The sequence below is a fragment of the Thiomonas sp. X19 genome, from assembly GCF_900089495.1.
Classification (GTDB): Bacteria; Pseudomonadota; Gammaproteobacteria; order Burkholderiales; family Burkholderiaceae_C; genus Thiomonas_A.
This window is the reverse complement of record NZ_LT605203.1, coordinates 1-22,567: the sequence shown is the minus strand read 5'-3', so window position 1 is coordinate 22,567 and position 22,567 is coordinate 1. Positions and strand designations below refer to the sequence as shown.

The following is a 22,567-nucleotide window of genomic DNA, read 5'->3' as shown; positions in this document are numbered from 1 at the left end:
GATTCGATGACACGAGAGCCAACCGACCGAGCCCTTCCATGCCGGCCAAGACCACGAATCGGCCTTAGCTGGCATGTGTAGCCCCCCACGTTTATGCAAATGCCCCTCTCCCCGTGGATGTCGACCTTCAGCTTCGACCGTGGAGCGCGGCTTCCTATACGAAGGAGGAATACGGACCGCCCGATGGGCGTACATGAACAACCAGGACACGGGAGAAAAAAAGATGGCAACCAAAACGAGCAAGACACCGGCAGCGTGCATGACCACGCCGGAAGAACCGAGCAACGCGATTCCGAGATTCGTGGACGCTTGGTCCGGGAGCTTCGACAAGACGCAAGCCCAACGCCCAGGCGGCTTGCTCATGGCAGCGCTGGTGCAATGCGCAAGCGAGCGTGGACAGTCGATGCACGACATGGCAGAGGCCATCGGCTACAGCTACCCGTATCTCAATCTGCTGATGGCAGGCACGCGGCGTGTCGACCAAATCAGCGACGACTTCGCGCAAGCGTGCGCGCTCTATCTGCGGGTTCCGCGGATGACGGTGCTGCAACTCGCGGGACGCATTCGGCCGGAGGACCTGTTCGAGCCCGACCTGTTTCATGCGAGAACGTTAGGGCCTGCGATGCGATTCGTCGCTGAGGACGTCACTTGGGGACCATTGCTCGCAGCCGAACTGCGCGCGAGTAGGGTTGAGACGCAGTACTGCATCGTCAAGCTCTACGAGGCTGCGACCGGCAAGTGCTTACTGCCCGAGGAACTTCAGGCCAGGACCTTGGCGCGTGAGGTGCACGCCATGAAGCTGCAATTGGTCAAGCGTCGTGCCGCGCTCAAGCGAACCCAGGACAGCACCGCGAATTGATAAAGCCCCCGGATGTTCTCCGGGGGCTGTTTTTTGGAATCAATAAGAGCATGACGCGGAGGCCGACGTGGCCTCAGACGTTCTTTAACGTCTATGACCTGGAACGATGCCTGCTGTCATGGCGCCTCGCGGTTCGACGCAGGTCTGCGACGCAGGCCACGAGTATTGCCGCCAGTGCGAGAAGACTGAGCACATCAAGCATCAATATCTCCTTTCATCAGCGACCACCAGAGTGGTCGCAAGCGGGGGTTGGACTAGACAGCCTGCGCGGGTTCTTCGGGCACCTCCACGCGCTGTTCAGCTGCGAGTGCACTGGCTGGTCGGGCGAGCTTGCTCGCTTCGAAGGCCAGGACGAGCAACGTGCCTGTTGGTTTGCCTTCACGTGACAGGTAGAAATCCGTCTTGAGCTTGCCCGTCACTTTGACGAACGACCCTTTGTCCAGCTTCGGGTTGACGTCTTTCATCATGCGCACCGTGTACCACGTCGGTTCGGTATCGACTCCGCGCTGGCTCTCACAGAGGCGAAATTCGTAGTACCCACGACCGGTACTCTTCGATACCTTGCGCTCGGGTTGCATCGCCACGTTTCCAAAAACTTGCATGTTGTGTCCTATTCGAATGCGATGGCAGATGCCATCCCTTCGTGTAGCGACCGTCTACCAGGGTACTGGGCTTGGTAAGGCGGCCCCATATAAAGTCTCTCCGCCCCTACCCCTAGGCGCTGGCTTAAAGTGTTGATGCCTACTACGGAGACGCCTGATTTGCCCTCTGAGACTTCGCGTTTCAGGGGGCAGTTTTCTGCCGGAGATTTTTTCGGCAGGATTCGAGACGGCCAGGCCCACTGACCGCTCTTTCTGCTGGCGGGCGGAATGAGGCTGCGCACGCGACCGGGGTGGACGTCAATAGCCGGTCCGATTGGCCGATTTATTGTTCCAGAAAGGTTGCCACCGTATCCCAGTTGTCGTTCTCAAAAGCAGGCGTGACCTTTTCGATTTCATCGTCACTCATCCCCACGGCCGGGGACCGGGCGATTCGTTTCCAGTCGGTCAGGGCAGCCGCCATCCGGGTCAGTATTGCATGGGCGTCGTCATCGGACACGCCAAAGTATGCCGCTGCCTCCAGCGCCTCCTGAATATCTCCGGTTTCACCGGACGCTTCGGTCACGGCGGTTTTCAGGATGGGTTCCTTGTCGGGAAACGGGTTCACGTCAAACAGCGGGGCGAGCCGCCACTGCCCCCCGCCGCTGTGCAGGAAGCCGTGGTTGTGCATGTGGTCATCCACGTTGGTGATGAGCATGTTGAAGCAGATGCGCGCCCAAAGCTCCTGCTTGTCTTCGAGGGGTCTCGGGGAGAACCGGTCAATGGCCTCCGCAATTTGCGTGTATGCGCCATCTTCCCTGGAATCCAGCTGCAGCAGCGAGGCCGCAGATAGGTAAGGGATGCGGCCACCAGCCCGAGGTCGGTCAAACCGCACGATAAGCGCGACAGCCTGGGTGCCAGCCATGACGACTTCGGCCTCGGACGCATTCAGGCCCGCCTCTTTCGCGAGCAACAGAGCCAGCACCTCACCGCGCGCCATGTCACGCGTATCGTTCACGCTCGGAAACTTGGCGATGGCTAGGGTGCCGTCGGGCTTCAGGACCGTTGCTTTGGGTCGCATGCCGCCGAGCGAGGTGCCGCGCCCTTTCAGATACGCGAGGTCCGTCGCCGTTTCCTTGCCGGATTCGACCGCTTTCGACGCCTGAATCAAGGTCTGCAGCGGGACCTCGTGAGTTCCTTCAGGCAAGTTGTCGTCATGCGGCACATCGAGGAAGGGGCTGTTGGCATTGTCCCTGAAGCGCAGTGCGCCAATGCGGCTGGAATCCAGCACCCCCAGCAAATAGTCCAGGTCTGACAGCTGTGCAGAACCAGCGTCTCGACCGGCGTCTTTTTCAGCCTTGCGCCGTTTGGCGTGGGCGCGGTTGATAACACGCCGTCCCCAGCCATCCGGCTCAGTATCGGCAATGGCACCTGCAAAGGTAGAAGTCTCCTTGCTTCCCGTACGGTATTGAAAGTCGGCGCTCAGGGGAAGGTCCGGAGACAGTGCGAAGCAATCTGGATTACTGAGCCAAGCAGGGGAGTACCGGAATGCCGAGACCTCCTTTTGCCCCTGTCTGGAAAATTGCAGTTCGCCCACTTCCAGTCCCGTGTCGCCCAGATAGACGAGCAGCGTCCGCGTTGTGCTGGTTTTTGCTTTTTTTGTCGTTGCCATTACAGGGCTCCACTGTCCGGGTTGGTTTTGCGTACCCGGATGCGTTTGGCTACCGCCTTGTTCATGAGCGCTAGGCCGAGCGCATCATTGGTGGTGTTCAGGGCCTTGTTGAGTTCGGGTAGAAGGTTCAGGATGTTCAGGACCCGAACCACAGCGCCCCACGACACCCCGGGGTCGCCCTTTTCCAGCCGGTAGAGAGTCTTTTTTGAGATGCCCGCCCGCTCCGCCATGGACGACGTAGAAAGCCCTCGGCGTCGGCGGGCCAGCGCAAGGTCCTCTCCGGCAGCAACCAGCGCACGCTCGACCGGCAAGGGCATCGGACTTTCGGGGATGCGGCCGGAAATCGTGGGTGTCGCCGCCGTTTTCATTTTATCGGTCATGTCTGAACCCTTAAAAAGTTAAAAGGCCATATTTGACCATTATACTGCATCCCTCAGATGAACGTCAGCGCTTTGTTAAAAACGGTCAGATAAGGGTTGTTATTTATATACGAGGTCATAACTGACTCTTTATTGCCGCGCCCTCTAGCTCAAAGCTCCCAGATGCTCGGACCAGTTGTCCTCTTCGGCTTGCTCCCGCTTAACCGCAGGCAGGGCTCTTGACCTAGGTAATGCCTGCTCTTCCTGGTCGAAAGAGCGACCTGCACCGTGTTGACTCCGCCGAAGATTTCTTCGGCAAAAAAAAGGGCTCTATCACCAAACTGTGTTGGTCCCCTCGGAGGGTGAGGACTGTGGCCGCTCGGCCAAAACTTCTTGCGTAGTGGCCTCTTAGGGCCACTTGTTCCAACGGCACCAACACAAGACTGTGACAGAGCCAAAAAAAGACCACAGCAGCTTGCGCTACCGTGGTCTTGAATGAAAGCTTCAACACTTTAAGCCAACGCCTAGCCCCTACCCTTGTTCGCCTAAAGTCGGGCCTTTGGGACGCATCATCCAACGGAATATGCAACCACGAACATGGCCTGCTCCAGAAACGACACAAACGGCATCTAGATGCCAACGCCCACAGCGTTCTGGAAGCGTCCAACCTCACCATCGGGCACCCACCCGTACCATACGTCTCCCGTCGCCTAATAATGGCGATGTTTTCGGGTTACCGGGTTACTCATGAGCATCCCAAGCCCCTGGGGGCGCCCGGCGTTCGCGAAGAAACGATCTTTGGGCTACAAGGTGAACGGCAGTGCCGAGATGACCGACAAGTCATTGGTGCGAGCCTGCGGCGTTGTAGGACGCCGTGAGGTGAGCCCGCTCGTGAGCATGGTCCGGGAATCGTCGGCGACAGTGGTGAGCACAGCGATGTGCATCCCGTTTGAGAGATCGAGTCGAATTCGACGACTCCCATGGCGCTGCCGTTCGTTGACAATCTTGGAGCAAACGATGGCGATGCGCAAGCGAGATGATGATCTGGTCTTCCCCAACGCGGCGGGTATCGACGTAGGAGGGTCGAGCCACTGGGTGGCGGTACCCCGGCAAGCCTGCGACGAACCGGTGCGCGAGTTCGGTGCGATGACCGACGATCTGCACGCCATGGCCGACTGGCTGCTCGCGTGTGGGGTCGACACCGTGGCGCTGGAGTCCACCGGGGTGTACTGGATCCCGGTGTTCGAGGTGCTGGAGCAACGCGGCTTGACGGTGTTTTTGGTCGATGCGCGGCAGATGAAGTATGTGCCTGGGCGCAAGAGCGATGTGCAGGACTGCCAGTGGTTGCAGAAGTTGATGAGCCTGGGGTTCTTGCGCGCGGCGTTCCGCCCGACCGATGAGGTCTGTGTGGTGCGTGCCGTGGCCCGTCAGCGCGACGTGCTCTTGGCCGAGCAGGCCAGTTGGGTGCAGCGCATGCAAAAGGCGCTGGTGCAGATGAACATCCAGCTCACCGAGGTTCTGACCGATGTCATGGGACTGACGGGACAAGCCATCATCCGCGCCATCGTCGCTGGCGAGCGCGACCCCAAGACGCTGGCCCGGTATCGCAACGCTCGTGTCAAGGCCAGTGAGACGGAGATTGCCAAGGCCTTGACGGGCAATTGGCGCGATGAGCACCTGTTCGTGCTGCGCCAGGCGCTGGCGATGTATGACGACATTGCCCGGCACCTGGGCGAATGCGACGCCAAGCTGCAAGGACTGCTGAGCCAGCTTGGCGCGGCCAAGGTCGATCTGGGCAAGACGCCTCGTGCAGGCAGCAAGCTGCGCGCGCAGTTCGACGCACGCCAGATTCTGGCCAACTGGGCCGGCGTCGATCTCACGCGCATCAACGGCCTGGGTCTGGCTGCGGTGATGAAGATCCTCTCGGAGGTCGGCCCCAACCTGAGTCGCTTTGCCAACGTCAAGCACTTCTGTTCTTGGTTGGGGCTGTGTCCGGGCACGAAGATCAGCGGCGGCAAGGTGCTGTCAGCCAAGACCCGGCGATCCGCCAATCGGGTCAGGCAGGCGCTGAAGATGGCCGCGATGAGCCTGTCGCACAGCGACTCGGCCCTCGGCGCGTTCTACCGCCGCTTGTCGGGCCGCATGGACAAGCCGCGTGCCAATACCGCCACCGCGCACAAGCTGGCGCGCATGGTGTATTTCATGCTGACGCGTGGCGAGGCGTTCGTCGATCAAGGCCAGCAGCGCTATGAAGATCAGCAGCGCGAGCGCTCAATCGTCGCCCTCAAGCGCCGCGCCGCTGCCCTTGGCTTCCAGATCCATCCAAACCCGGTGCCAGCATGAAACCGGCCTTCAACCCATTTTGTTTCTTGAGAGGGGTAGGTTATGGTTGCTGCATTGACGCCGCTGGAGGAGGTCGCGCGGCTCCGTGCGCTTGCTGGACTTGACGTCCTCGACTCGGGACCCGAGCCCGAGTTTGATGCGCTGGTCAAAGCTGCCGCCCTTGTCTGCGGTGTTCCCATATCGCTGGTGAGCCTGGTAGACGAGAATCGGCAGTGGTTCAAAGCCAACATCGGACTGCCGGGAGTGACCGAGACGCCACGTGACGTAGCCTTCTGCGCCCATGCCATTCACGCGGACGACCTATTCGAGGTTCCCGATGCCGCCGCGGACGAGCGGTTTGCCGATAACCCGCTGGTCACAGGACAGCCCGATATTCGCTTCTACGCTGGCGCCCCCATTCGGCTCAGCGACGGGATGCGTGTGGGGACGCTCTGCGTCATCGACCGCCAGCCACGTGTCTTAACCCACGCCCAGCGAGAAATCCTGCTGCACCTGTCTGTGGCAGCGGCTCGGGCCCTCGAGACGCGCGCGGCGCTGCGCAAGTTTGAACAAGCGACGCTGCTGAGGATGGAGCGCGAATATGACATGCGCATCATCGTTGACGCTGTGCCAGCCATGCTTGCTTACTGGAATCGTGACTTGCGCTGCCGGTTCGCGAATCGCGCCTACGAACTCTGGTTCGGTGTGCACCCCGATGCCCTCGTCGGACAGCATATTCAGGACTTGCTCGGACCGGAGCTGTTCGCGTTGAACAAGCCGTATTTGGACGCGGCGCTGAACGGGGATGCGCAAACATTCGAACGAGTCGTGCCCGGACCGGGGGGAGTCAAACGCCACAGCCTCACCAACTACACGCCGCACATTGTGAACGGCAAAGTGCTTGGAATTCTGGTCCACGTGAGCGATGTCTCGCCGCTGAAGACGGCGGAGAAAGCGCTTCGCAACGAAATTGTCCAGCGCGAGCGAGCGCATGAGCTCTTGCGTCTCCGCACCGCCTCATTGAGCGAAGCTCAACGCCTGGGACGTATTGGCAATTGGTCCTGGAGCGTCGCGGAGGACGTAACGACATGGTCCGACGAACTGTATCGCATCTTTCGGCTGGAGCCCGGCTCTTCGGCACCAAGCGGGGCCGAACACGCGCGGATATACGGTGCCGAGAGTTTCTCGCGCCTACAAGCTTCCGTAGAAGCCGCTCTGAGCTCGGGGCAACCGTACGCGCTGGAGTTGGAATGCGTTAGGGCAGACGGCTCTACGGGCTGGCTTGAGATGCGTGGCGAGGCCGAGCGAGACGCAGCCGGTGCGGTCGTCGGCCTGCGTGGCACGGTTCAGGACATCACCGAACGCCGTGCGTTGAGCGATGAACTGGCGAAACAGCACGAACTCCTTCGGGTCACCCTTCAGTCCATCGGCGACGCTGTCATCACGACGAACGAGTCCGCAAACGTGACATGGCTGAATCCGGCCGCCGAACGGATGACAGGTTGGCTCAACGACGAGGCGCGTGGACGGCCCATCTCGCAGGTCTTCCACATCGTTCACGAAACGACTCGCAAAATCAGTCCCAGCCCTGTTGACGCTTGTATCAGCGAAGGTGTGATGGCGGGTCTAGCCGACCGCACGGTCCTCATTTCGCGAACTGGCTCAGAGTTCGGCGTCGAAGACTCAGCTGCTCCCATCCGGAACGAACGTGGCGAGCTTCTCGGGGTCGTCTTGGTCTTTCACGATGTCACCGAACAGCGCCGCTTGAGCGGTGAGATGAGCTATCGCGCAACGCACGACGCACTCACGGGTTTGACCAATCGGGCCGAGTTCGAGTCGAGACTTGCACGGACCTTGAACAAGGCGCATGAAGAGAAGAGTGAACATGCGCTCATGTTCATCGACCTAGACCAGTTCAAGTTGGTCAATGACGCGTGTGGACACTCCGCCGGCGACCAGCTTTTGCAACATGTGGCCAAGTTACTGCGGGATACAGTACGCGCAAGAGACACGCTCGCAAGGCTCGGGGGGATGAGTTCGCTGTCATTCTTGAGCACTGCACGGGCGAACAGGCGCAGCGAGTCGCCCAGCAAATTTGCGACCGCATGGACGAATTCAGGTTTTTTCATGATGAGCGCCGGTTCAGGATTGGCACAAGCATCGGCCTCGTTCCGCTCGACAATCGCTGGTCGACTCCGGAGGCAGTTCTGCAGGCAGCCGATACGTCGTGCTACGCGGCGAAAGAGGCGGGCCGTAATCGCGTGCACACCTGGTTTGATGCAGATGCATCAATGCACGCCCGTAATGGAGAAACCCAATGGGCGTCGCGCCTGGAACACGCCATCGACGAGGACAGGTTCGTACTGCATGCGCAACGGATTATCCCTTTGGGCTCGGAGGGGGGAGGATTACATGCGGAGGTTCTCCTGAGAATGGTCGATGACGACGGCAGCTTGATTGCGCCCGGCACATTTCTGCCGGCCGCAGAGCTCTTCCATCTCACCTCTCGAATCGACCGATGGGTTCTACATCGCGTTGTTGGCATGCTCGCGGCCATCCAGGATTTGTCGACCATTGACGTGCTGTGCGTCAACCTGTCGGGGCAATCCATCGGGGACCGCGCGTTTCATCGCAACACAGTGGAAATCCTGTCCGCCGCCGGTTCCGATGTTTGCGCACGGCTCTGTTTTGAGATAACGGAGACCGCTGCCGTCACAAACATGGCGGACGCGGCGCTGTTCGTCGAAGAGGTGCGAACACTCGGTGTCCGCGTTGCCCTTGACGACTTTGGCGCAGGCGCTTCGTCATTCGGATATCTGAAGTCTCTCGCCGTTGACCTGTTGAAAATTGACGGGCAGTTCGTCCGCGATGTCATCGAAGACCCTCTCGACGATGCCGCCGTGCGCTGCTTCGTCGAAGTAGCACGGGTGGTTGGTGTCAAGACCGTGGCAGAGTTCATCGACAAGGCAGGTGTATTGGCGCGGATGAAGGAAATCGGCGTCGACTATGGCCAAGGATTCCTTCTCCACAAGCCCGAGGCAATCGAGGCCTTGCTTAACAGTCCGGCAGTAACGCAACGGTCCGAAGATAGTTTCTAGAAAACTCCATCCTCCCGCCGAGCCGCGGGGCAGCCGGATACGCGCTTGAAGGGGAAGCGTCTGGCGAACCCGCATAAATGCGGGGTTTTAAAGGTGCCCAAAGGTCTCCCATCAGCCACCTCGCTTAATGTGACCATCGATACGCCAAGTATTGGGAGTCAGAGTGCATCGGCTACGCCTATCAGGCGACGCGACCGAGGACCTGTCGATGACAGGTGGCGCGCTTATTGGTTCGCCAGGCTTCCACAGGTTGGCTTTCAATCGGACATCACAACCGCCTCTTCTGGCACTAACGGCGACACAGGCACCTCCCAACGCCCCGTTGAAGGCGGTCGCCTGTACGGCAGGTAGTTGTCGCCAAACCAGCCGTCCATGCTCCACCGATTGCTGGCATCAATCCGCACTTTCGGCAACCACGTCGGCAACATCTGCACGATGACGTGGCCGACCTCTTCATCGACCAAAGCCGTGCGGCCATCCTTCCGCTTCACCGGGTTTGCAGCAATGACCTCAAAAACGCCGTCGCTCTGGCGCCGAATGTGCCGACGGCCCTCGATAAGAACCTGCTCATTGCTCGCAGCCGCCAACTGCTCCACCACGCGGACCGCGTCACGCTCGATGCGCTGTGTCTTGCACATGACCACCACCCTGCGCAGGACATTGCTGTCAGCGAGCTTGCCCCCGATGGCACCCACCAACGCTGCAAGGTCGGCCTGCCGCTCAGAGCCACGCTTGCTGCGGTCAACCTCGAACCAAACCACGCCCTTACCCTCGGCCTCGTATGCGACGGCGTCAGGTCTGAGGTGCTTGCGAACAGAAGCCCCGCGGCGATGGACTGACACAGTGAGGTAGCCCTGGACGGTCTTGCTGCTCCCATTGCGCGTGCCGGTTTTGGCGTTGGCATTGAGGTCCTGCAGTAGCTCTGCCTCGGTTACAGCACGGAGGCCTCGCGCCCAGCTGCAAACTACGAGAAATTGGGCCCAGAGGCGGTGTTCTGGATTGGTCATGTCGCTGACCCTGCGCACTGAAGACGCGGCGTCGTGGCCGTGCTCGCCGAGCCAATCCACGCCTGGCTGCGTCAGGCCATAGACCGTCTGGAATCGGTCGGTCCTGTAACGACGCAGAAGGCCCCGCTTGACCATGCCGCGCACAGCACGCTGGGCTGCCGTGAGGGAAGCTTTGAATGGACGCTCCGGGAAACAGAGCGCGGCAACGTCGATAGTGCGGATGACGCGAAATCGGTCTGCTAGCAGCAGGGACTTCTCGTAAATAGCGTCGCGTAAATGGAAGCTCGATGCCCTGGCTGTGAGCCCGCGGGATGGGGCGAGCGGGCGTTGGTCGTCGTAACCGTGTAACGCTGTAACCGGCGTGTCGCCGACTTTGGCCTCGTTGGTTACGCCGTTACGCGTTACAGCCGTTACGCCGTTACGCGTGCTCGCTGTGATGTCGGCGCTGGCACCACGTGACGCTGGTGGTGGTGTGTCTGTGGGCACTGGCTCGGTGTCGCGTGGCGCCAGTGTGCGTACCTTCGGTTGTGTTGTTGACATGGCTGAGGCTCCGTCGATGAGGTTTTCGGGGCCGCTGTCCAGTGATTGGTCTCGTCCCGTCAGCGGCGGCATCAAACGTGTAGCCAGCGCCGCGCAATCGCATCCCAATAGCCAGCCCACCACGCCGCCGTCGTGCAGATGTTGGTTGGTCGAGGGTTCACGCACGGCCGCCTGCGGGCAGGGGCAATGGGTGCCATCCCCGCAGACTGCCTCGCGCGCTAGGGCGCGCGTCGCTCTCGTTTTCGTCGCGACGTCCCACAAAGCGACTGTGCTCCCGGCCCGGCTTCGCCGGTGCGAACCGCCGCCGTCCCAACTGTCCATCGAGGCCACTGTTCTTTCGACGTCGGCTCCAACTGTCCTACCAGCAGCAGTGCCTCCGCAGCTGGCCCGGTCTTTCAAGCAGCCGTGCCGTCGGAGGTGCTTTCTCGGGGGCGGAGTCTTTGAACGTGGGAAGTCGCGCCCACGCCCCAACCAAGTGAGCCATCCATGGTTCGGTCATTGAAAGCCCGGGGCCCAAGCTGCTTGCCGCCACGCGTCTGGCGGCACTCGCTCAGTCTCCTCGAGGCCTGCTGCGCGGGGACGGCGGCGGTTCGCACCGCCTTGCCGGCCCGGTCGCGAGCAACTCTGCCTTCGTTGGCATGCCATCGAGAGCACTGTGACCCTTGCACGCAGCAGATGTCCTCACAGCGCACGCTGCTGGACGCAGCGCCGTCCTCCCGCGGGGGCAACAAGGCGATGGCCTTTGGTGCCATCGGGCCGGGTGTGCGGAATGGCGTGCTGGTCGATGGTGAGGGTGCCATCGGTCACCAGGTTCCGTCATCACTCTGGTCGCTGATGTCGTGCACGCGTGTTACTCGCATCGTTGTCACCGGGGGCATCCCAGCGATGGGCTGGAGCAGCGCTAAGTCGACCCGCTTCATGTCGGGAGTCTCGGCTCGGAAGGATGGGCGCATCTCACTGCTACTCATCCTCGTCGCCCATCGCTTCCTTCATGTGGCGCTGTTGGGCAATGCTGTCGCGTGCCCTCTTTAGCAATTCATCGTAAAGCTCATATGCCGGCGCGGTGCGGCCCAGCGTATCGAGCCTGGCTTTGCAGTGTTCTTCAAGTCGGACGTCCTCGGCAAACGGCTCTCCGGGAATGCCACTTCGGACACCGGATTGCGTTGCAGATGCAAGTGAATATCGAATCGAAGCAAGAGCCTTATCTCCAATGAGGTCCGCCATTTCAAGGATATCGTCGACAAAGCCCGGGCTCTCATAGATGATGGTTTGTTGGGCATTTTCCAAAACCGCTGCAACCAAGCGTGCGTGCTCCTCCGTGCCACCGGACATCCAGTTGAGCAGTTCGTTGAGGAGCGACTGGTCATACGAGCCCCAGAGGGTCGACACTGTGTTGCCGAATGACCAGGTGGCCGACGGCTCGGTGCACTCAACAAGCGCCCAGTCGAGCAGGTCCTTCAGAAGGCGTGTCCCAAGCGACGTGATTTGCAGCCCGAGCCCTGTACTCTGATGCCCGCCGGTGAAGAAAATATGATTCCAGCGCCTGCCTTTGCCGCTCGTTCCTAGGCGAGCCTTCATGAGTTCCACCACTGCAACGGGGTCGCGTTCGGTGGATTTCTTCAGAAACTCCACAACCCAGTAATCGTCGATGCGTTCCAGGCGTTCAAGATTGCGGAGTAGGTCCCGGCGCCTAGTGTCGACATCTGACGGGGAAAGGTCCTTGGTGGACGCGAGCCACATGAGGACCTCATGTGTCGCAGGCGCGCAGACGTCAAACTGCATGGAGCACGCGAGCTCAAGCGCTAACCCCGCGTTCTGATGAGAGACCTGCCGCACAAGACGCGCCCCCATAACAAGCAGGTCTGGGACGTCGGATTTGCAAATGCGGCGGAAGAGTGCTACCTCGTCCGCGTTGTATGGTCGAGAAGGCGTAAAGCGGACGTACGCCTCTGCAACTCGCGCAAGTGCTGGGTCAGAGCCGTGTGAGCCCGCCAAGAATCTTTGAAGCAGACCTACTTCGTTCGAGGCAATGACGATGCTGAGGGCTTGTCCAACGTGTGGACGCAGGCGCTCGTTGAGACGTTTCTCAATGTCTTGCATCACGAGTTCCCGTGCCAGACCGGGGGCTGCTGCAAGCAGGTGGTTCATGAACATGAAGGGTGAGCCATAGCCGTCCCCCGCGATGGTGCCGATGTCCTCCAAACATGAGCCCAACTCGTCCAGCAATGCGGCCGGTTCCAGGAACGCGGAGAGCAGGTCAGAGGTCACTTGCTCTCGGTACTCTTCGACGCCCTCTCGCTCGTGTGACGCATTGAATTCCCACGTTTCGCTGCCCCAGCCATCGATGAGGACACGGATTGTCCTGGTTCTGAGGTCACGCTCGAGGTGCCACAGAATTGCGCGAGCTTCGTTGCGCGTTTCCGAACTCGAGAAGAACGCATGCCAGGAGACAGATTTGGCAAGTTCGACCAAGACAACGGGGTGTACCGTCACCCCTTTCAGTAGTGTCCTCACTTTGCTCAGCAGGTGAAGGTGCTCATCGCTCCAGGCGCCATCCGATTCATCGCCGTGCATCGGCGAGCGCAGTGCATGCGATAGCGTCCGCGCCGCGAGGAGCGCTCTCTTATGCGGCTCCGCCGTGATAAAGCGTAGAAGCGCGCTGGCAATTTGCTGCCGGACCTCCTTCGCCTGTTGCAGCGGAAGCCGGTAGCGCGTGATGGTGTACGCGTTGTGTGAGTAGCTCGTTGACTGCATTTCTGTTGCGAGAGCCCCCTCGAGGATAGAGAAGGGCGAATAGGTCCCTGAGAGCGAGGCGGGTCGCTCAAGTAGTCCGAGTGCGAAGTTGACGACACCTTCAACGTACGCGATGGGTTTGTTCACGCCAAACTCGGCCAGTTCCGTCAGGAGACGGATGCCATGCCCTGGGTTCTGATTTAGCGGGCGCTGGTCGTTGCGTCCGGCGCGCCACAGGAGGAGGCATGCCTCTTCGAGATGGTCGTAAGTGAATGCGGCGTTGCGCGCGATGTAGCAAACCTTGTCGCAGTCCCCATGGCCTTCTTTGATGAGCTTCGTAGCGAACGCAAGCGCGAAGCGTGGCTGGTAGTAGGCGACTGCCTCTACCGCTTCGACGTGTGGGTTGTCGTACTTGTCACCCCATTTCAGGAGAGGCTGGAGGCTGTCAAGGAGCTTGCTCTCATCAGTCTTTCCATCCCTGCGTCGCCAGTCAAGGCGCCCGAGGTTGACGAACATGTTCTTCAGTTGAGCGACAGTCGCTTGTTCAAAGAACTGGACTGCCCGCTCGTTGATAGAACCCTCGGGGCTGATGTAGTTGGACTTGAGGATGTCGTCCGCGAGAAGGTCTGGCGCGAGTCGCCAACGCAGGCCTCGCTTGAACAGCACGCCTGCGTCATTGAGCAGTCGTAACAGCTTGGTTGCGTCGACTTTGTCGATACCCTCGAGGATGCTCAGCGCAGCTAACAGGGCAGGGTCGTCCGGGAAGAAGGGTTGTACAAGTGCGACAACCCGCAAGACTGCCCGCAGCTTTTCAGCGTCTTGGCCGGTGACGAGGCTTCCCGTGATGACGTCTTGGAGGCGCGGCAAGACGTAGGCGCAAAGGTCATCGGCGTTGCTCAGAAGTGCAACTGGAATCTCGTCCCGTGCGACAAGCTGAGCCGCGAGGACGGTCACTAGCGGCGTTGGGTAGGTAGCGCTTGCAATTCCAGCCGCCGCCTCGACGGATGCGTGGCATTGCAGAAGAACCGACGAGGCAAGGTCTACCGCTGACTCGACAGTTGGCGGAGCTAGGGCGACGAATTGCACCGCGGGAGGAAGTAGCGACACGTTCGCAGCTTGGTGTCGAAGCGACTCCTGGCCGTAGGGGCGAAGGGACAAGAGCAAACGTGTGTTGTGGTCAGGGTCGGCTGCGTACCTCAAGAGGATGCCCAAATCATCGCGCTCATGGGCGTCATCGACGACCAAGAGAGTTTTGTCACCCCTCGAGCTACGGAGGGCATCAAGGTGGTGTGCTTTTACTTCTTCGGTGGATGAGACGAATCGGATACTGAGGCTCTTGTCGGCGCGCACCAAGTGGTTGACTACTTCCAGTAGCAGGCGGCTCTTGCCTGAGCCGGCAGCGCCCAGGAGGCAAGTGATGCGCGCTGATTCGTTCTTCACGCACGTAGTCAGCGCGTCAAGCTCCTTACGGCGTCCGACGAGCGCCCAGGAGTGATTGAAAAATCGACCCTCGACTAGAAATGGCTTGAAGTACTCTTCGATGCTTTGGAAGGGGCCGGCCTTAGCTATGCCCAGCAGGTCAAATCGTTGGCCACTGAAGTACCTATCAACCAAGTCTAGGCGGTCGGCAAGAGGTAGCTCATGGAGCTTGCGAGTGATGTCCTCCCGGTCCCACAACTGCCAGTCTTTGTGGGCGACGATTGCATCACGTGCCTTGGGGCTGGCCACGCAGGACAGCAGCAGTACCTTGAGGTTCGCCTCGTAGGTCTGCTCGCCAACCGCTTTATGCACTTTCTGGGCCCCGAACTCGTTAACGCGTTTGCATTGGAACGAATGAACTCCGAATGGGCCCCGCGCAGTGATGTCGATACCGTGTTGCTTGCTGCCCGCTCCGCCGTAGCGATGCACGTCGCCGTGTTGGACCCGATACAGACGGCTGAGCAGTGCAGTGCAGAAGCTCTCGAACGTTTCAGGCGAGAGCGCTGACAGGGGAAGGGCTCGGTCGAACGAAGTCGCGGCTTCCGGCCCTGTCGGCTTGATGGTCGGTAGCTGTGCGAACCCTGCTGCGGCTAGCAGTTCGTTCGGTTGCGCCTTGACCAACTTCTCGAGCGCGGGAATCTCGGTCGCGCGAGGTCGGCCCAAACCCTTTTCCCATCGGCTGACGGACTGCTGCCGTATGTCCAGGGCGACTGCGAGCTCCTGCTGCTTCGCAAAGCCAGCTTCAACCCGGCGTTGGGCAAGGAGTTCCCCGAATGCTGCGTACGGCGCGGGCGACATAGCTTTTTTCATGGAGCCCCTATTTTGGCACACATAAAAAAGTGTTCCATATACCCAAGCAGCTTGCGTTCGGAGGCCCCATGAGGCAAAAGCAAATCTCGCACCGGCCAAGGGCAGCGCCCAACCGCGCAGGCCCCGACGATGCCTACGGCGGATTCAAGAGCGACCGGGAACTCCGCAACGCTCTGATTTCGCGTGATATCCGCATTTTTGGTTGCCGTCTGCTGACGGCCATCGCTATCGTCATCGTCGCTTTGCACACCCCGACTGGCCATGCCGTCGGACTGGTCTTACGTCTTCTTGGCCACGGTTAACGGCCTCTGCAGCGCGTCTTAGAGCCGCGCGATAGCGCCATCCACGAGCGCGGCGCACGTTTGAGCGCTACTGGGCGCTGCTCGATGGCGGGCCTCGTGCCGTCGCGCCGTTAGCAGGACCTCGTCTATGCGGCTACGTACCGCATCCTCCCACTCACCCGACAGCTCGCCCTCACCACCTTGTGGGCAACGAGTTGCTGGAAGACCCCCGCCGGCAACGGGGCCGAATCACGACTGAGTCGGATGCGGTAGGCGAGCGGAGCGTCGGTGACCTGCTCGATGAAGGCGCCGGCGGCGAGGAGTTCGCGCGCGGCTTCGTACTGGTTTTGCATGATGACCTCAACTTTTTGCAGGCGCACGAACCCTGTGTCGTGCGCTTCAAGTTGAGGTCGGCGGGCGTGGCGCCCGCAGTGGGGTCAGGTCAAAGGGTGATTCTAGATGGACAGGTTGACTGTGCGAAGCCTTCTCTTGAACATTCAAGCCGTCTTCCGAGCTTAGTCGTGAACAGCGGGACTAGCGATTTGAGCTCCCCGATGACCACTACGCCTTGGCTGACGTAGGACCGTTTGTGGAAGAGAGCGGTTGTGCCAGCCGCGTGAACAGGTTGGCGCTGGTCCACTCACAGCGTGGCGACCGCAGTACCGCGTAGCATGCACGGCTGCGGTATCAGTGAGGGGATGTCGTGTCGGGATACGAGCAGGTGTGGCCGCTCGAAGGTATGGGGGCGCCGCTGAAAGTGCGTCACGAACTGAGGCAACTATTCGAGCGCTGGTTGTCGCGGTCGCGTCATCCACGGCTCATCGTGGGTTCGGATGGCATGGTCGACGAGCTGAGTCTCCTCGACCTGTGCAAACACTACCGATTAGAGTATCCGGGTGGCGCTGAGGACGTTGCCAAGACCTGGGACGAGTCGGAGCAACGCATTGCAGAAGGCGGTCCGACGTTCAACGACCTCGTCCGCATGGGATGGGTGTTTTTCGACGGCGGCCGCTGGATTATGCAGAGTGCGCCTCTAGGCACCTCCGCGCACATCACCTTTCCAAGCCCGAGCACGAAGACGTTTCTGGACGGGCTCAGCAAGGTACGTCTCGTGACGAAAGAGGAAACACCGCCACCCACCAGTACCCGGGCGCTTGCAGCCAGGATTGCGCCTGAAGAGTGGCTCAACGAGCACATTCCCACCCGGAACCCCGGGTATGTTGCGGGCCGACTATGGGAGCGGTTGTGCCCCCAACCTCTGGTAGGAGCCGACGACGACGGCAGCAACAGGACCGAGGTAGCAGCAGCAAAGGGTGGTGCCGAGGTCCTGCCGCAGGCATTTGAGGCTCATGAGCGAGAGGTCGACAGAGCCTTTCTCGAATGGTCTGCGTGGTGTAACGCCCTCGGCTGCGCTGGCAGGTGGGACATCGGCTGGGGCCCCACTCAAATGCAGTACTGCCGTGAGGCCGCCCATCGAGTCTTGAAACGCCAGGCATTGTGTGGTAACTGGGACAACGATGCCGCGAGCTACGCGGACGTGCTCGAAAAGACATTCGCAATTCCGCTGGACCGACTGCGGTTTGCCAGGACTCCAAGGACGGCGCCACCACGGACACTGGTTTCTCGGGTGGACTGGCTGGCAAGCCTTGAGGTCGAGCACCTCATGATGGAACGGCTCATTAGCCCGAGCACCGTGAGCTTTGCATTGAGTCTGCTTTGTGCTGAGCTCGATACGACGGGTATTGGTCTCGGTATCTCGGCCAAGGCAGGGACGGTTCTCTCGTTTGCAGCCGGTCATCCGATGGCATTGCAGCAGCTTCTGTTCCGGGTCAAAGCCGTGCCATCTCTTTTGGTCGACATGCTGCTGCACCCGCTCGTCGCCTGCCTGGCCGCTAGGTTGGTCATTGAGTGGCGCCAGGGAGGTGGGCCAGATAGTGACCGCAATTTGGCCCGTGAAGCTCAGACCAAGACGTTCGCAGTCCAAGACGCGCTATCGCTTCTGGCATACCACCTGGTCGGGCGCACGCTTGACCTCGATGAGTGCGCGTCGCTGGTGACTTGGTGCTACGCCGATGGCTCTGGTCGCGGGAGGGCGGTCGCCGATGCCAGGAGGCCCATCGGCCGTCAGCTTCTCGGGCTGGTCGCAAGGGAAAAGGAAGAAGTTCAGTCTGTGGTTCTGCAGCACCTCGTTGAGCAGGCGGCCTATGAGAACAACGTGCCCCGCGCGCACTTTGCAGGAGTGCTCGACGGACTGGGATGCCTTCCGAACGCGCGGGCTGCCGACGCTTCCGCTATCGTCGCTCTATATACCAAGTTTGCGCGCGACCTGAACTTGGACTGGACTGATGCAGGCAGTTTGTCCCCAGAACTGGCTGCACGACTTGTCGCAACGGCATTCGCGCAAGCCGCGCCCGAGCGAGACGCGCTGCTAGTCCCATTTGATAGCGCAAGGCTGCTGAGAGAAGTGCCGGACGAAGACAAGCTGTCTCAGCGCTCTACCATTGCCCGCACTCTGAGAGAGCACGTGCGGTTGCTCGCACGCGCCATGGCCGGTTGGCCCAACGGGGCCGTGCCTGCGGAACTCGCCGACGCATTGCAAGCGCTCGTTTCGCGCAGCGCTATTGAGCACGCTGAGAAGGGGCGCATCGGCGCTCTCACAGACAGGTACAGCCCAAGCCTCTTTCTTGCACGTGAGGAGGGCTCGCCGGCACAAGACCTAGCGGCCGCATGGCGCAGGCTAGATGGCACTCACCAGGAAGCGATGTTGCAGGCGGTTGCCCAGTCCGATGACCCGGTGCTACTTGCCGAGCTTTGCCAGCACTTGCCTGCTGCGGCGAAGACTGGCATCCAAGCGAGGTTGTGGCAGCTGAAGCCAGGAGAGGCTTCAACGCTTTGGACCTGGCCCGAGCTGCAGCACCGCATCGAGTGCTTGTTGGCCGCCGGCGAATACGGGCTTGCCCGCGAGCATTTGGATGAAACTGCGCAGGACTTGGGGCGCGCGCCGTCGCAGTTCCGACTTGGCCTTTTTAGCCTCGGGCTACGGCTGTTTCTGAAGGAGAAGAACTGGACTGCGGTCGATGGCGCGAACGTCCCAGCGGCCCTGGATGTGTCTACAACGGGACAAGCGCAGGACCAACTGGACTTCTACAAGGCCACCTCCCAACTGTTACGGCCGGACGGCGATTTGGCAGGGGCCCGGGTCGTGCTCCAAAGGCTTGCAGCGCGTCCCGGCGCGGCTTCTGCGTACAAGGAGAACCTCTTTGCGACTGCCATCCAACAGCTTCTAGGCCCCACCCTGCATCCGCTAAGGCGTCGTTAGGAAATAACTTGTTCAGTTTCCTCGAGTCGGTTAGGCTTGCGGTCCATGCAAGCCGATTCGCCGATTGGGCAGCGCTGGGCACTGATGCGAGATCGCCTCGACGAGCGGCAGCGCCGGGCGCTGGCCGCCGCCGAAGCCAAGGTGATTGGGCGCGGAGGCACTTCGCAGGTTGCGGCGGCCACCGGCCTGGCTCGCGGCACGATCGCCGCGGGCATGCTGGAGTTGGAGGGCACGGACAACGAGTTCATGGCTGGCGCGCAGTTGGCGCCCCCTTCGGCGACGCGGCGCCCCGGCGGCGGGCGCAAGCCGCTGACGCACAAGGATCCGACGCTCGTGGCGGACCTGCTCGCACTTGTCGAGCCGACCACGCGCGGCGATCCCGAGTCGCCATTGCGCTGGAGCTGCAAGAGCCTTCGCGTGTTGGCCGAGCAACTCCAGCAGCAGGGTCACGCTGTCAGTCATGTGGTGGTGGGCCAACTGCTGAAGGCCCAGGGCTTCAGCCTGCAGGGCAACGCCAAGGTGATCGAGGGCAACCAGAGCCCCGACCGCAATGCACAGTTCGAGCACATCAACGCGACTGTCAGCGCCGCGCTTGCGCGCGGGCAGCCCGTCATCTCGGTGGACACCAAGAAGAAGGAACTGGTCGGCCAGTTCAGGAACGGCGGCAAGGAGTGGAGCCCCGTGGGCGAGCCGGCGCAGGTGAAGGTGCACGACTTCGTGGACCCGGAACTCGGCCGAGCCAGCCCCTACGGGGTCTACGACATCGGAGCCGACCAAGGCTGGGTGAGCGTTGGAACGGATCACGACACCGCCACGTTTGCGGTGCAAACTATCCGGCGCTGGTGGTACGCGATGGGCAAGCCGCGCTACCCCAAGGCGCGCGAGCTCACGATCACCGCCGACGGCGGCGGCAGCAACGGCCACCGGGTGCGGCTGTGGAAACTCGAACTGGGCCGCTTCGCCCAAGAGGCTGGGCTGAACATCCGCGTGTGCCACTTCCCGCCTGGCACGAGCAAGTGGAACAAGATCGAGCACCGCATGTTCTCCTTCATCACGATGAACTGGCGGGCGCAGCCCTTGGTCAGCCACGAAGTGATCGTCAATCTCATTGCCGGCACCAAGACCAGAAGCGGGCTCACCGTGCATGCCGAACTGGACACCAACTCGTATCCGAAGGGTGTCGTCGTCACCGATGCAGCCTTGGCCACCATTCGCATCGAACCGAACAAGTTCCACGGCGATTGGAACTACTGCATCCGCTCAGGGTAGATCAATCAAGTTATTTCTGAACGACGCCTAACCGGTGAGGACAAGGTGACCGGCGAGGGTTTGCTTGCTGAAATTGATGCTGCGGTCGGCGCGAACGAGAAGGTAGCCATCAGTACTTTGCTCGCCAACCGCGCGCTGCTCTTGTTGGCACTGCAAAGACCAGTTGAAGCCTTGGAGAGTCTGGCTGCGCGCCGTCATGAAGCGCGAAGCCCGGACCTGGAACTCATCGCCGCGCTTGCTAGGAAGGAAATGGGGTCTCGCGGCGAGGCGATGGCGATACTGGACGCGGCCATCACAGAGTTCGGCCCTGACGACCAACTGGTTGCGGTCAAGAAAGACCTTCAAGCCGGTGTCGCGACGTCCAGCGTCGCTTCGGCATTGGTTGCTGTGGACGAGATTTCGTCCATCAGGGTTGCACTGCAGAAGTTGGCTGAGCTTCCGGTTTCCCAAGTTGGCGACGTGCTTGGCCCGTCCGGTCGTGGGGTACAAGGCTATCTCGTACGGCAGGTCTCGCGTGCCGTCGCTGCGCTCCAGCAGATGTCGGCAATGTTGCGGGACAGGAAAAATTCAGAGGATGAGGCGAGGTTCGAAGATGACCTCAACACCGCTGTGCGAAAAGTGTTGGGGGCTTCACTTGCCGTGGCTAAGTGGAACGTGGCTGACCAATCGCTTGGCGGAGCAACCTCTAACGGAAACCCAGGGAGACGGGATGCTGTCATTGAGGCTTTTGGTCAGGAGATATGCATCTACGAGGCGCTTGTCTGCTCGGGTCTCGAACGGACTAAAACGAAGGCGCATTTCGACAAGCTTTTCTCGTACGGCCACTGTGAAATCTATTTCCTCGTCACCTACTCCTACGCGAAGGCCCTTGAACCTCTCCTCGACAACGCCAGGAAAATGCTCGAACACGAGGTTCCGTCCGGCCTCACATACATCAGTTGCGCATCCCTTGGACCCGATTGCGAGACAAGCGGGTATGTCGCGACTTATCGCGCCGGGCACCGGGAGGTCTCGGTGGTGTTCTTGATTGCAGACCTTCGGGTTCGGGGCCGCGGGTGATTGCGATGGCTGCTCCAATGGCCGAGCCAGCTGCGCAGTCGGGTGGCGCTCAGGCGAGCTGACGATTACCTGGGTGCGTGGACCACCAAACAAGGTTGCAGTGTGAGCGTCGATGCAATTTTGACCCGCCGTGCCGACCCAATTGTGAACCGGGGTGGAGGCCGGCTTCTTGATGTGCATGTTGACCTCAACTTTTTGCGGACGCACGAACCCTGTGTCGTGCGCTTCAAGTTGAGGTCGGCGGGCGTGGCGCCCGCAGCTTGGGGTCAGGTCATGGCAGAAATTGTAGGGGGCCACGATGAGTTTGCGAAGGCGGCTGTGAAAGTTCCGTCATGCCTCATCGAAATGTCGGCGGGCTCCATTGCTCCACAGGCCTTTGTTCAAGTTCGTCGGCGAACGTATCCAGTGAGAGGACGGTCAACGTTCTGCCATATTCGCCGAGACCCTTAACCTCTTCGGTCACCTCAAGGTCATAGGGGCCGCCAAACCATTCCTTCAGCGAGCCCAGGCTGGTCTCTTTGCTAGCCGAGGCTACCCGCGCGCGGTCGATGTTGAAGCACGCAGTGGTGGAGCGAGGTGGGAGTGGCGTCCCACGGCGAATCCATGTCAGTCCGCGGAAGTTTCTCAGGGCTGGCGACATCTTGCAGTAGTCAATGTTGGCGCCTTGGCTAACCACGATAGCCGCCGGGATGGTTGCCAAATCGGCATACCGATTCGCGGTCGCCATCAGCGATGTCTTGCATTGAGACGAAAGCGCTTCGACGGCGGCTAATCCATCCTCCATATGGCACAGTGCCGACGCGAACAGCGGCTTGGGCATGAGAAGGCTGGCCGCAAAGGCATCAGCCTCGTCCTCATAGGGATTGTCGGTTGCCCCCATCGCCCGGGATTCATGGGAATCGCCGTCGTTGAGCACTGCCTCGATGTGCCCGGGCATGAAATAGTGCCCGAGCTCGTGCGCGACACTGAAGCGCTGAAAGCCTTCGCTGCTGATGTGTGTGCCGTAGAGGATGCCGAAGCTGTTGCCGCGCCTGACAAGCAGGCCAGAGACGCCATCGCGGGAGGATGGAGCCGCGTGCACGATGATTTCATTGCGCTCGGCGATGCCAAACGGGTCGATAGGGAACGCTTTCACCGCTTCCCGTTCCAGGACCGTCTGCACTTGGGCGTCAACTAGGAGAC

Annotated in this window: 13 protein-coding genes and 1 pseudogene; 7 read left to right on the top strand and 7 right to left on the bottom strand. The window is 60.7% G+C overall.

Annotated features, from left to right (window positions below; genetic code table 11):
• Window positions 1–223 precede the first annotated feature (223 nt).
• Window positions 224–859, top strand: a complete 636-nt coding sequence (locus tag THIX_RS00335) for a DNA-binding protein (protein ID WP_112484366.1) — start codon at window positions 224–226, stop codon at window positions 857–859.
• A gap of 254 nt (window positions 860–1,113) precedes the next feature.
• Here the strand turns inward: THIX_RS00335 and THIX_RS00330 are convergent, their stop codons facing one another.
• From THIX_RS00330 to THIX_RS00320, 3 genes are all read right to left on the bottom strand, one after another.
• Complete coding sequence (locus THIX_RS00330; RefSeq protein ID WP_112484365.1) at window positions 1,114–1,461, bottom strand: single-stranded DNA-binding protein; 348 nt, start codon at window positions 1,459–1,461, stop codon at window positions 1,114–1,116.
• A gap of 322 nt (window positions 1,462–1,783) precedes the next feature.
• Window positions 1,784–3,109 (bottom strand): type II toxin-antitoxin system HipA family toxin, encoded by a 1,326-nt coding sequence (locus tag THIX_RS00325; RefSeq protein WP_112484364.1) that lies wholly within the window; start codon window positions 3,107–3,109, stop codon window positions 1,784–1,786.
• Window positions 3,109–3,489 carry a helix-turn-helix transcriptional regulator gene (locus THIX_RS00320; protein WP_013123489.1) on the bottom strand — a complete coding sequence of 127 codons (381 nt, stop codon included), beginning with the start codon at window positions 3,487–3,489 and terminating at the stop codon, window positions 3,109–3,111. Before THIX_RS00320 ends, THIX_RS00325 begins: the two co-directional genes overlap by 1 nt.
• 996 nt (window positions 3,490–4,485) lie before the next feature.
• Between THIX_RS00320 and THIX_RS00315 the strand changes: the two genes are divergently transcribed.
• The 3 genes and pseudogenes from THIX_RS00315 to THIX_RS23885 all read left to right on the top strand — a co-directional run bounded on the left by THIX_RS00315 (window position 4,486) and on the right by THIX_RS23885 (window position 8,888).
• A complete protein-coding gene (locus THIX_RS00315; RefSeq protein ID WP_086558138.1) occupies window positions 4,486–5,811 on the top strand; it encodes an IS110-like element ISCARN20 family transposase in 1,326 nt (441 codons plus the stop codon).
• Window positions 5,812–5,853: 42 nt separating this feature from the next.
• Window positions 5,854–7,997: pseudogene (locus THIX_RS23890) on the top strand (PAS domain-containing protein); the annotation flags it as partial.
• An 84-nt stretch (window positions 7,998–8,081) separates the two neighbouring features.
• The gene (locus THIX_RS23885) at window positions 8,082–8,888 is read left to right on the top strand and encodes an EAL domain-containing protein (RefSeq protein WP_371412984.1); all 807 of its coding nucleotides are present in this window, start codon (window positions 8,082–8,084) and stop codon (window positions 8,886–8,888) included.
• A 257-nt stretch (window positions 8,889–9,145) separates the two neighbouring features.
• Here THIX_RS23885 and THIX_RS00305 read toward each other — a convergent pair whose 3' ends face one another.
• The 3 genes from THIX_RS00305 to THIX_RS00290 all read right to left on the bottom strand — a co-directional run bounded on the left by THIX_RS00305 (window position 9,146) and on the right by THIX_RS00290 (window position 16,091).
• Window positions 9,146–10,435: a DNA-binding protein gene (locus THIX_RS00305; protein WP_112488018.1), complete on the bottom strand. Its 1,290-nt coding sequence runs from the start codon at window positions 10,433–10,435 to the stop codon at window positions 9,146–9,148.
• Window positions 10,436–11,395: 960 nt separating this feature from the next.
• Window positions 11,396–15,457 (bottom strand): helix-turn-helix domain-containing protein, encoded by a 4,062-nt coding sequence (locus tag THIX_RS00300; protein WP_112484363.1) that lies wholly within the window; start codon window positions 15,455–15,457, stop codon window positions 11,396–11,398.
• A gap of 427 nt (window positions 15,458–15,884) precedes the next feature.
• Window positions 15,885–16,091 (bottom strand): hypothetical protein, encoded by a 207-nt coding sequence (locus tag THIX_RS00290; RefSeq protein WP_112488017.1) that lies wholly within the window; start codon window positions 16,089–16,091, stop codon window positions 15,885–15,887.
• Between the two features lie 350 nt (window positions 16,092–16,441).
• Here THIX_RS00290 and THIX_RS00285 point away from each other — a divergent pair, with 350 nt between their 5' ends.
• Genes THIX_RS00285 through THIX_RS00275 form a run of 3 tightly spaced genes read left to right on the top strand, consistent with a single transcriptional unit; the run spans window position 16,442 to window position 21,385 of the window.
• Window positions 16,442–19,057, top strand: a complete 2,616-nt coding sequence (locus THIX_RS00285) for a hypothetical protein (RefSeq protein ID WP_146748419.1) — start codon at window positions 16,442–16,444, stop codon at window positions 19,055–19,057.
• 45 nt (window positions 19,058–19,102) lie between these two features.
• Entirely contained in the window at window positions 19,103–20,326 is a 1,224-nt protein-coding gene (locus THIX_RS00280) for an ISAzo13-like element ISCARN37 family transposase (protein WP_112484360.1), read from the top strand.
• A gap of 60 nt (window positions 20,327–20,386) precedes the next feature.
• Window positions 20,387–21,385, top strand: coding sequence for a hypothetical protein (locus THIX_RS00275; protein WP_146748418.1), 999 nt, complete (start codon window positions 20,387–20,389; stop codon window positions 21,383–21,385).
• Window positions 21,386–21,722: 337 nt separating this feature from the next.
• Here the strand turns inward: THIX_RS00275 and THIX_RS00265 are convergent.
• On the bottom strand, window positions 21,723–22,567 hold an 845-nt coding region (locus tag THIX_RS00265), incomplete at its 5' end, for an ImmA/IrrE family metallo-endopeptidase (protein ID WP_112484357.1).

Excerpts from the sequence above, each read along its gene's own strand:
- THIX_RS00280 (WP_112484360.1), top strand. The coding sequence starts at position 19,103 with ATGCAAGCCGATTCGCCGATTGGGCAGCGCTGGGCACTGATGCGAGAT.
- THIX_RS00325 (WP_112484364.1), bottom strand. The coding sequence starts at position 3,109 with ATGGCAACGACAAAAAAAGCAAAAACCAGCACAACGCGGACGCTGCTC.
- THIX_RS23885 (WP_371412984.1), top strand. The coding sequence starts at position 8,082 with ATGCACGCCCGTAATGGAGAAACCCAATGGGCGTCGCGCCTGGAACAC.
- THIX_RS00290 (WP_112488017.1), bottom strand. The coding sequence starts at position 16,091 with ATGCAAAACCAGTACGAAGCCGCGCGCGAACTCCTCGCCGCCGGCGCC.
- THIX_RS00335 (WP_112484366.1), top strand. The coding sequence starts at position 224 with ATGGCAACCAAAACGAGCAAGACACCGGCAGCGTGCATGACCACGCCG.
- THIX_RS00330 (WP_112484365.1), bottom strand. The coding sequence starts at position 1,461 with ATGCAAGTTTTTGGAAACGTGGCGATGCAACCCGAGCGCAAGGTATCG.
- THIX_RS00320 (WP_013123489.1), bottom strand. The coding sequence starts at position 3,489 with ATGACCGATAAAATGAAAACGGCGGCGACACCCACGATTTCCGGCCGC.
- THIX_RS00305 (WP_112488018.1), bottom strand. The coding sequence starts at position 10,435 with ATGTCAACAACACAACCGAAGGTACGCACACTGGCGCCACGCGACACC.
- THIX_RS00300 (WP_112484363.1), bottom strand. The coding sequence starts at position 15,457 with ATGAAAAAAGCTATGTCGCCCGCGCCGTACGCAGCATTCGGGGAACTC.
- THIX_RS00315 (WP_086558138.1), top strand. The coding sequence starts at position 4,486 with ATGGCGATGCGCAAGCGAGATGATGATCTGGTCTTCCCCAACGCGGCG.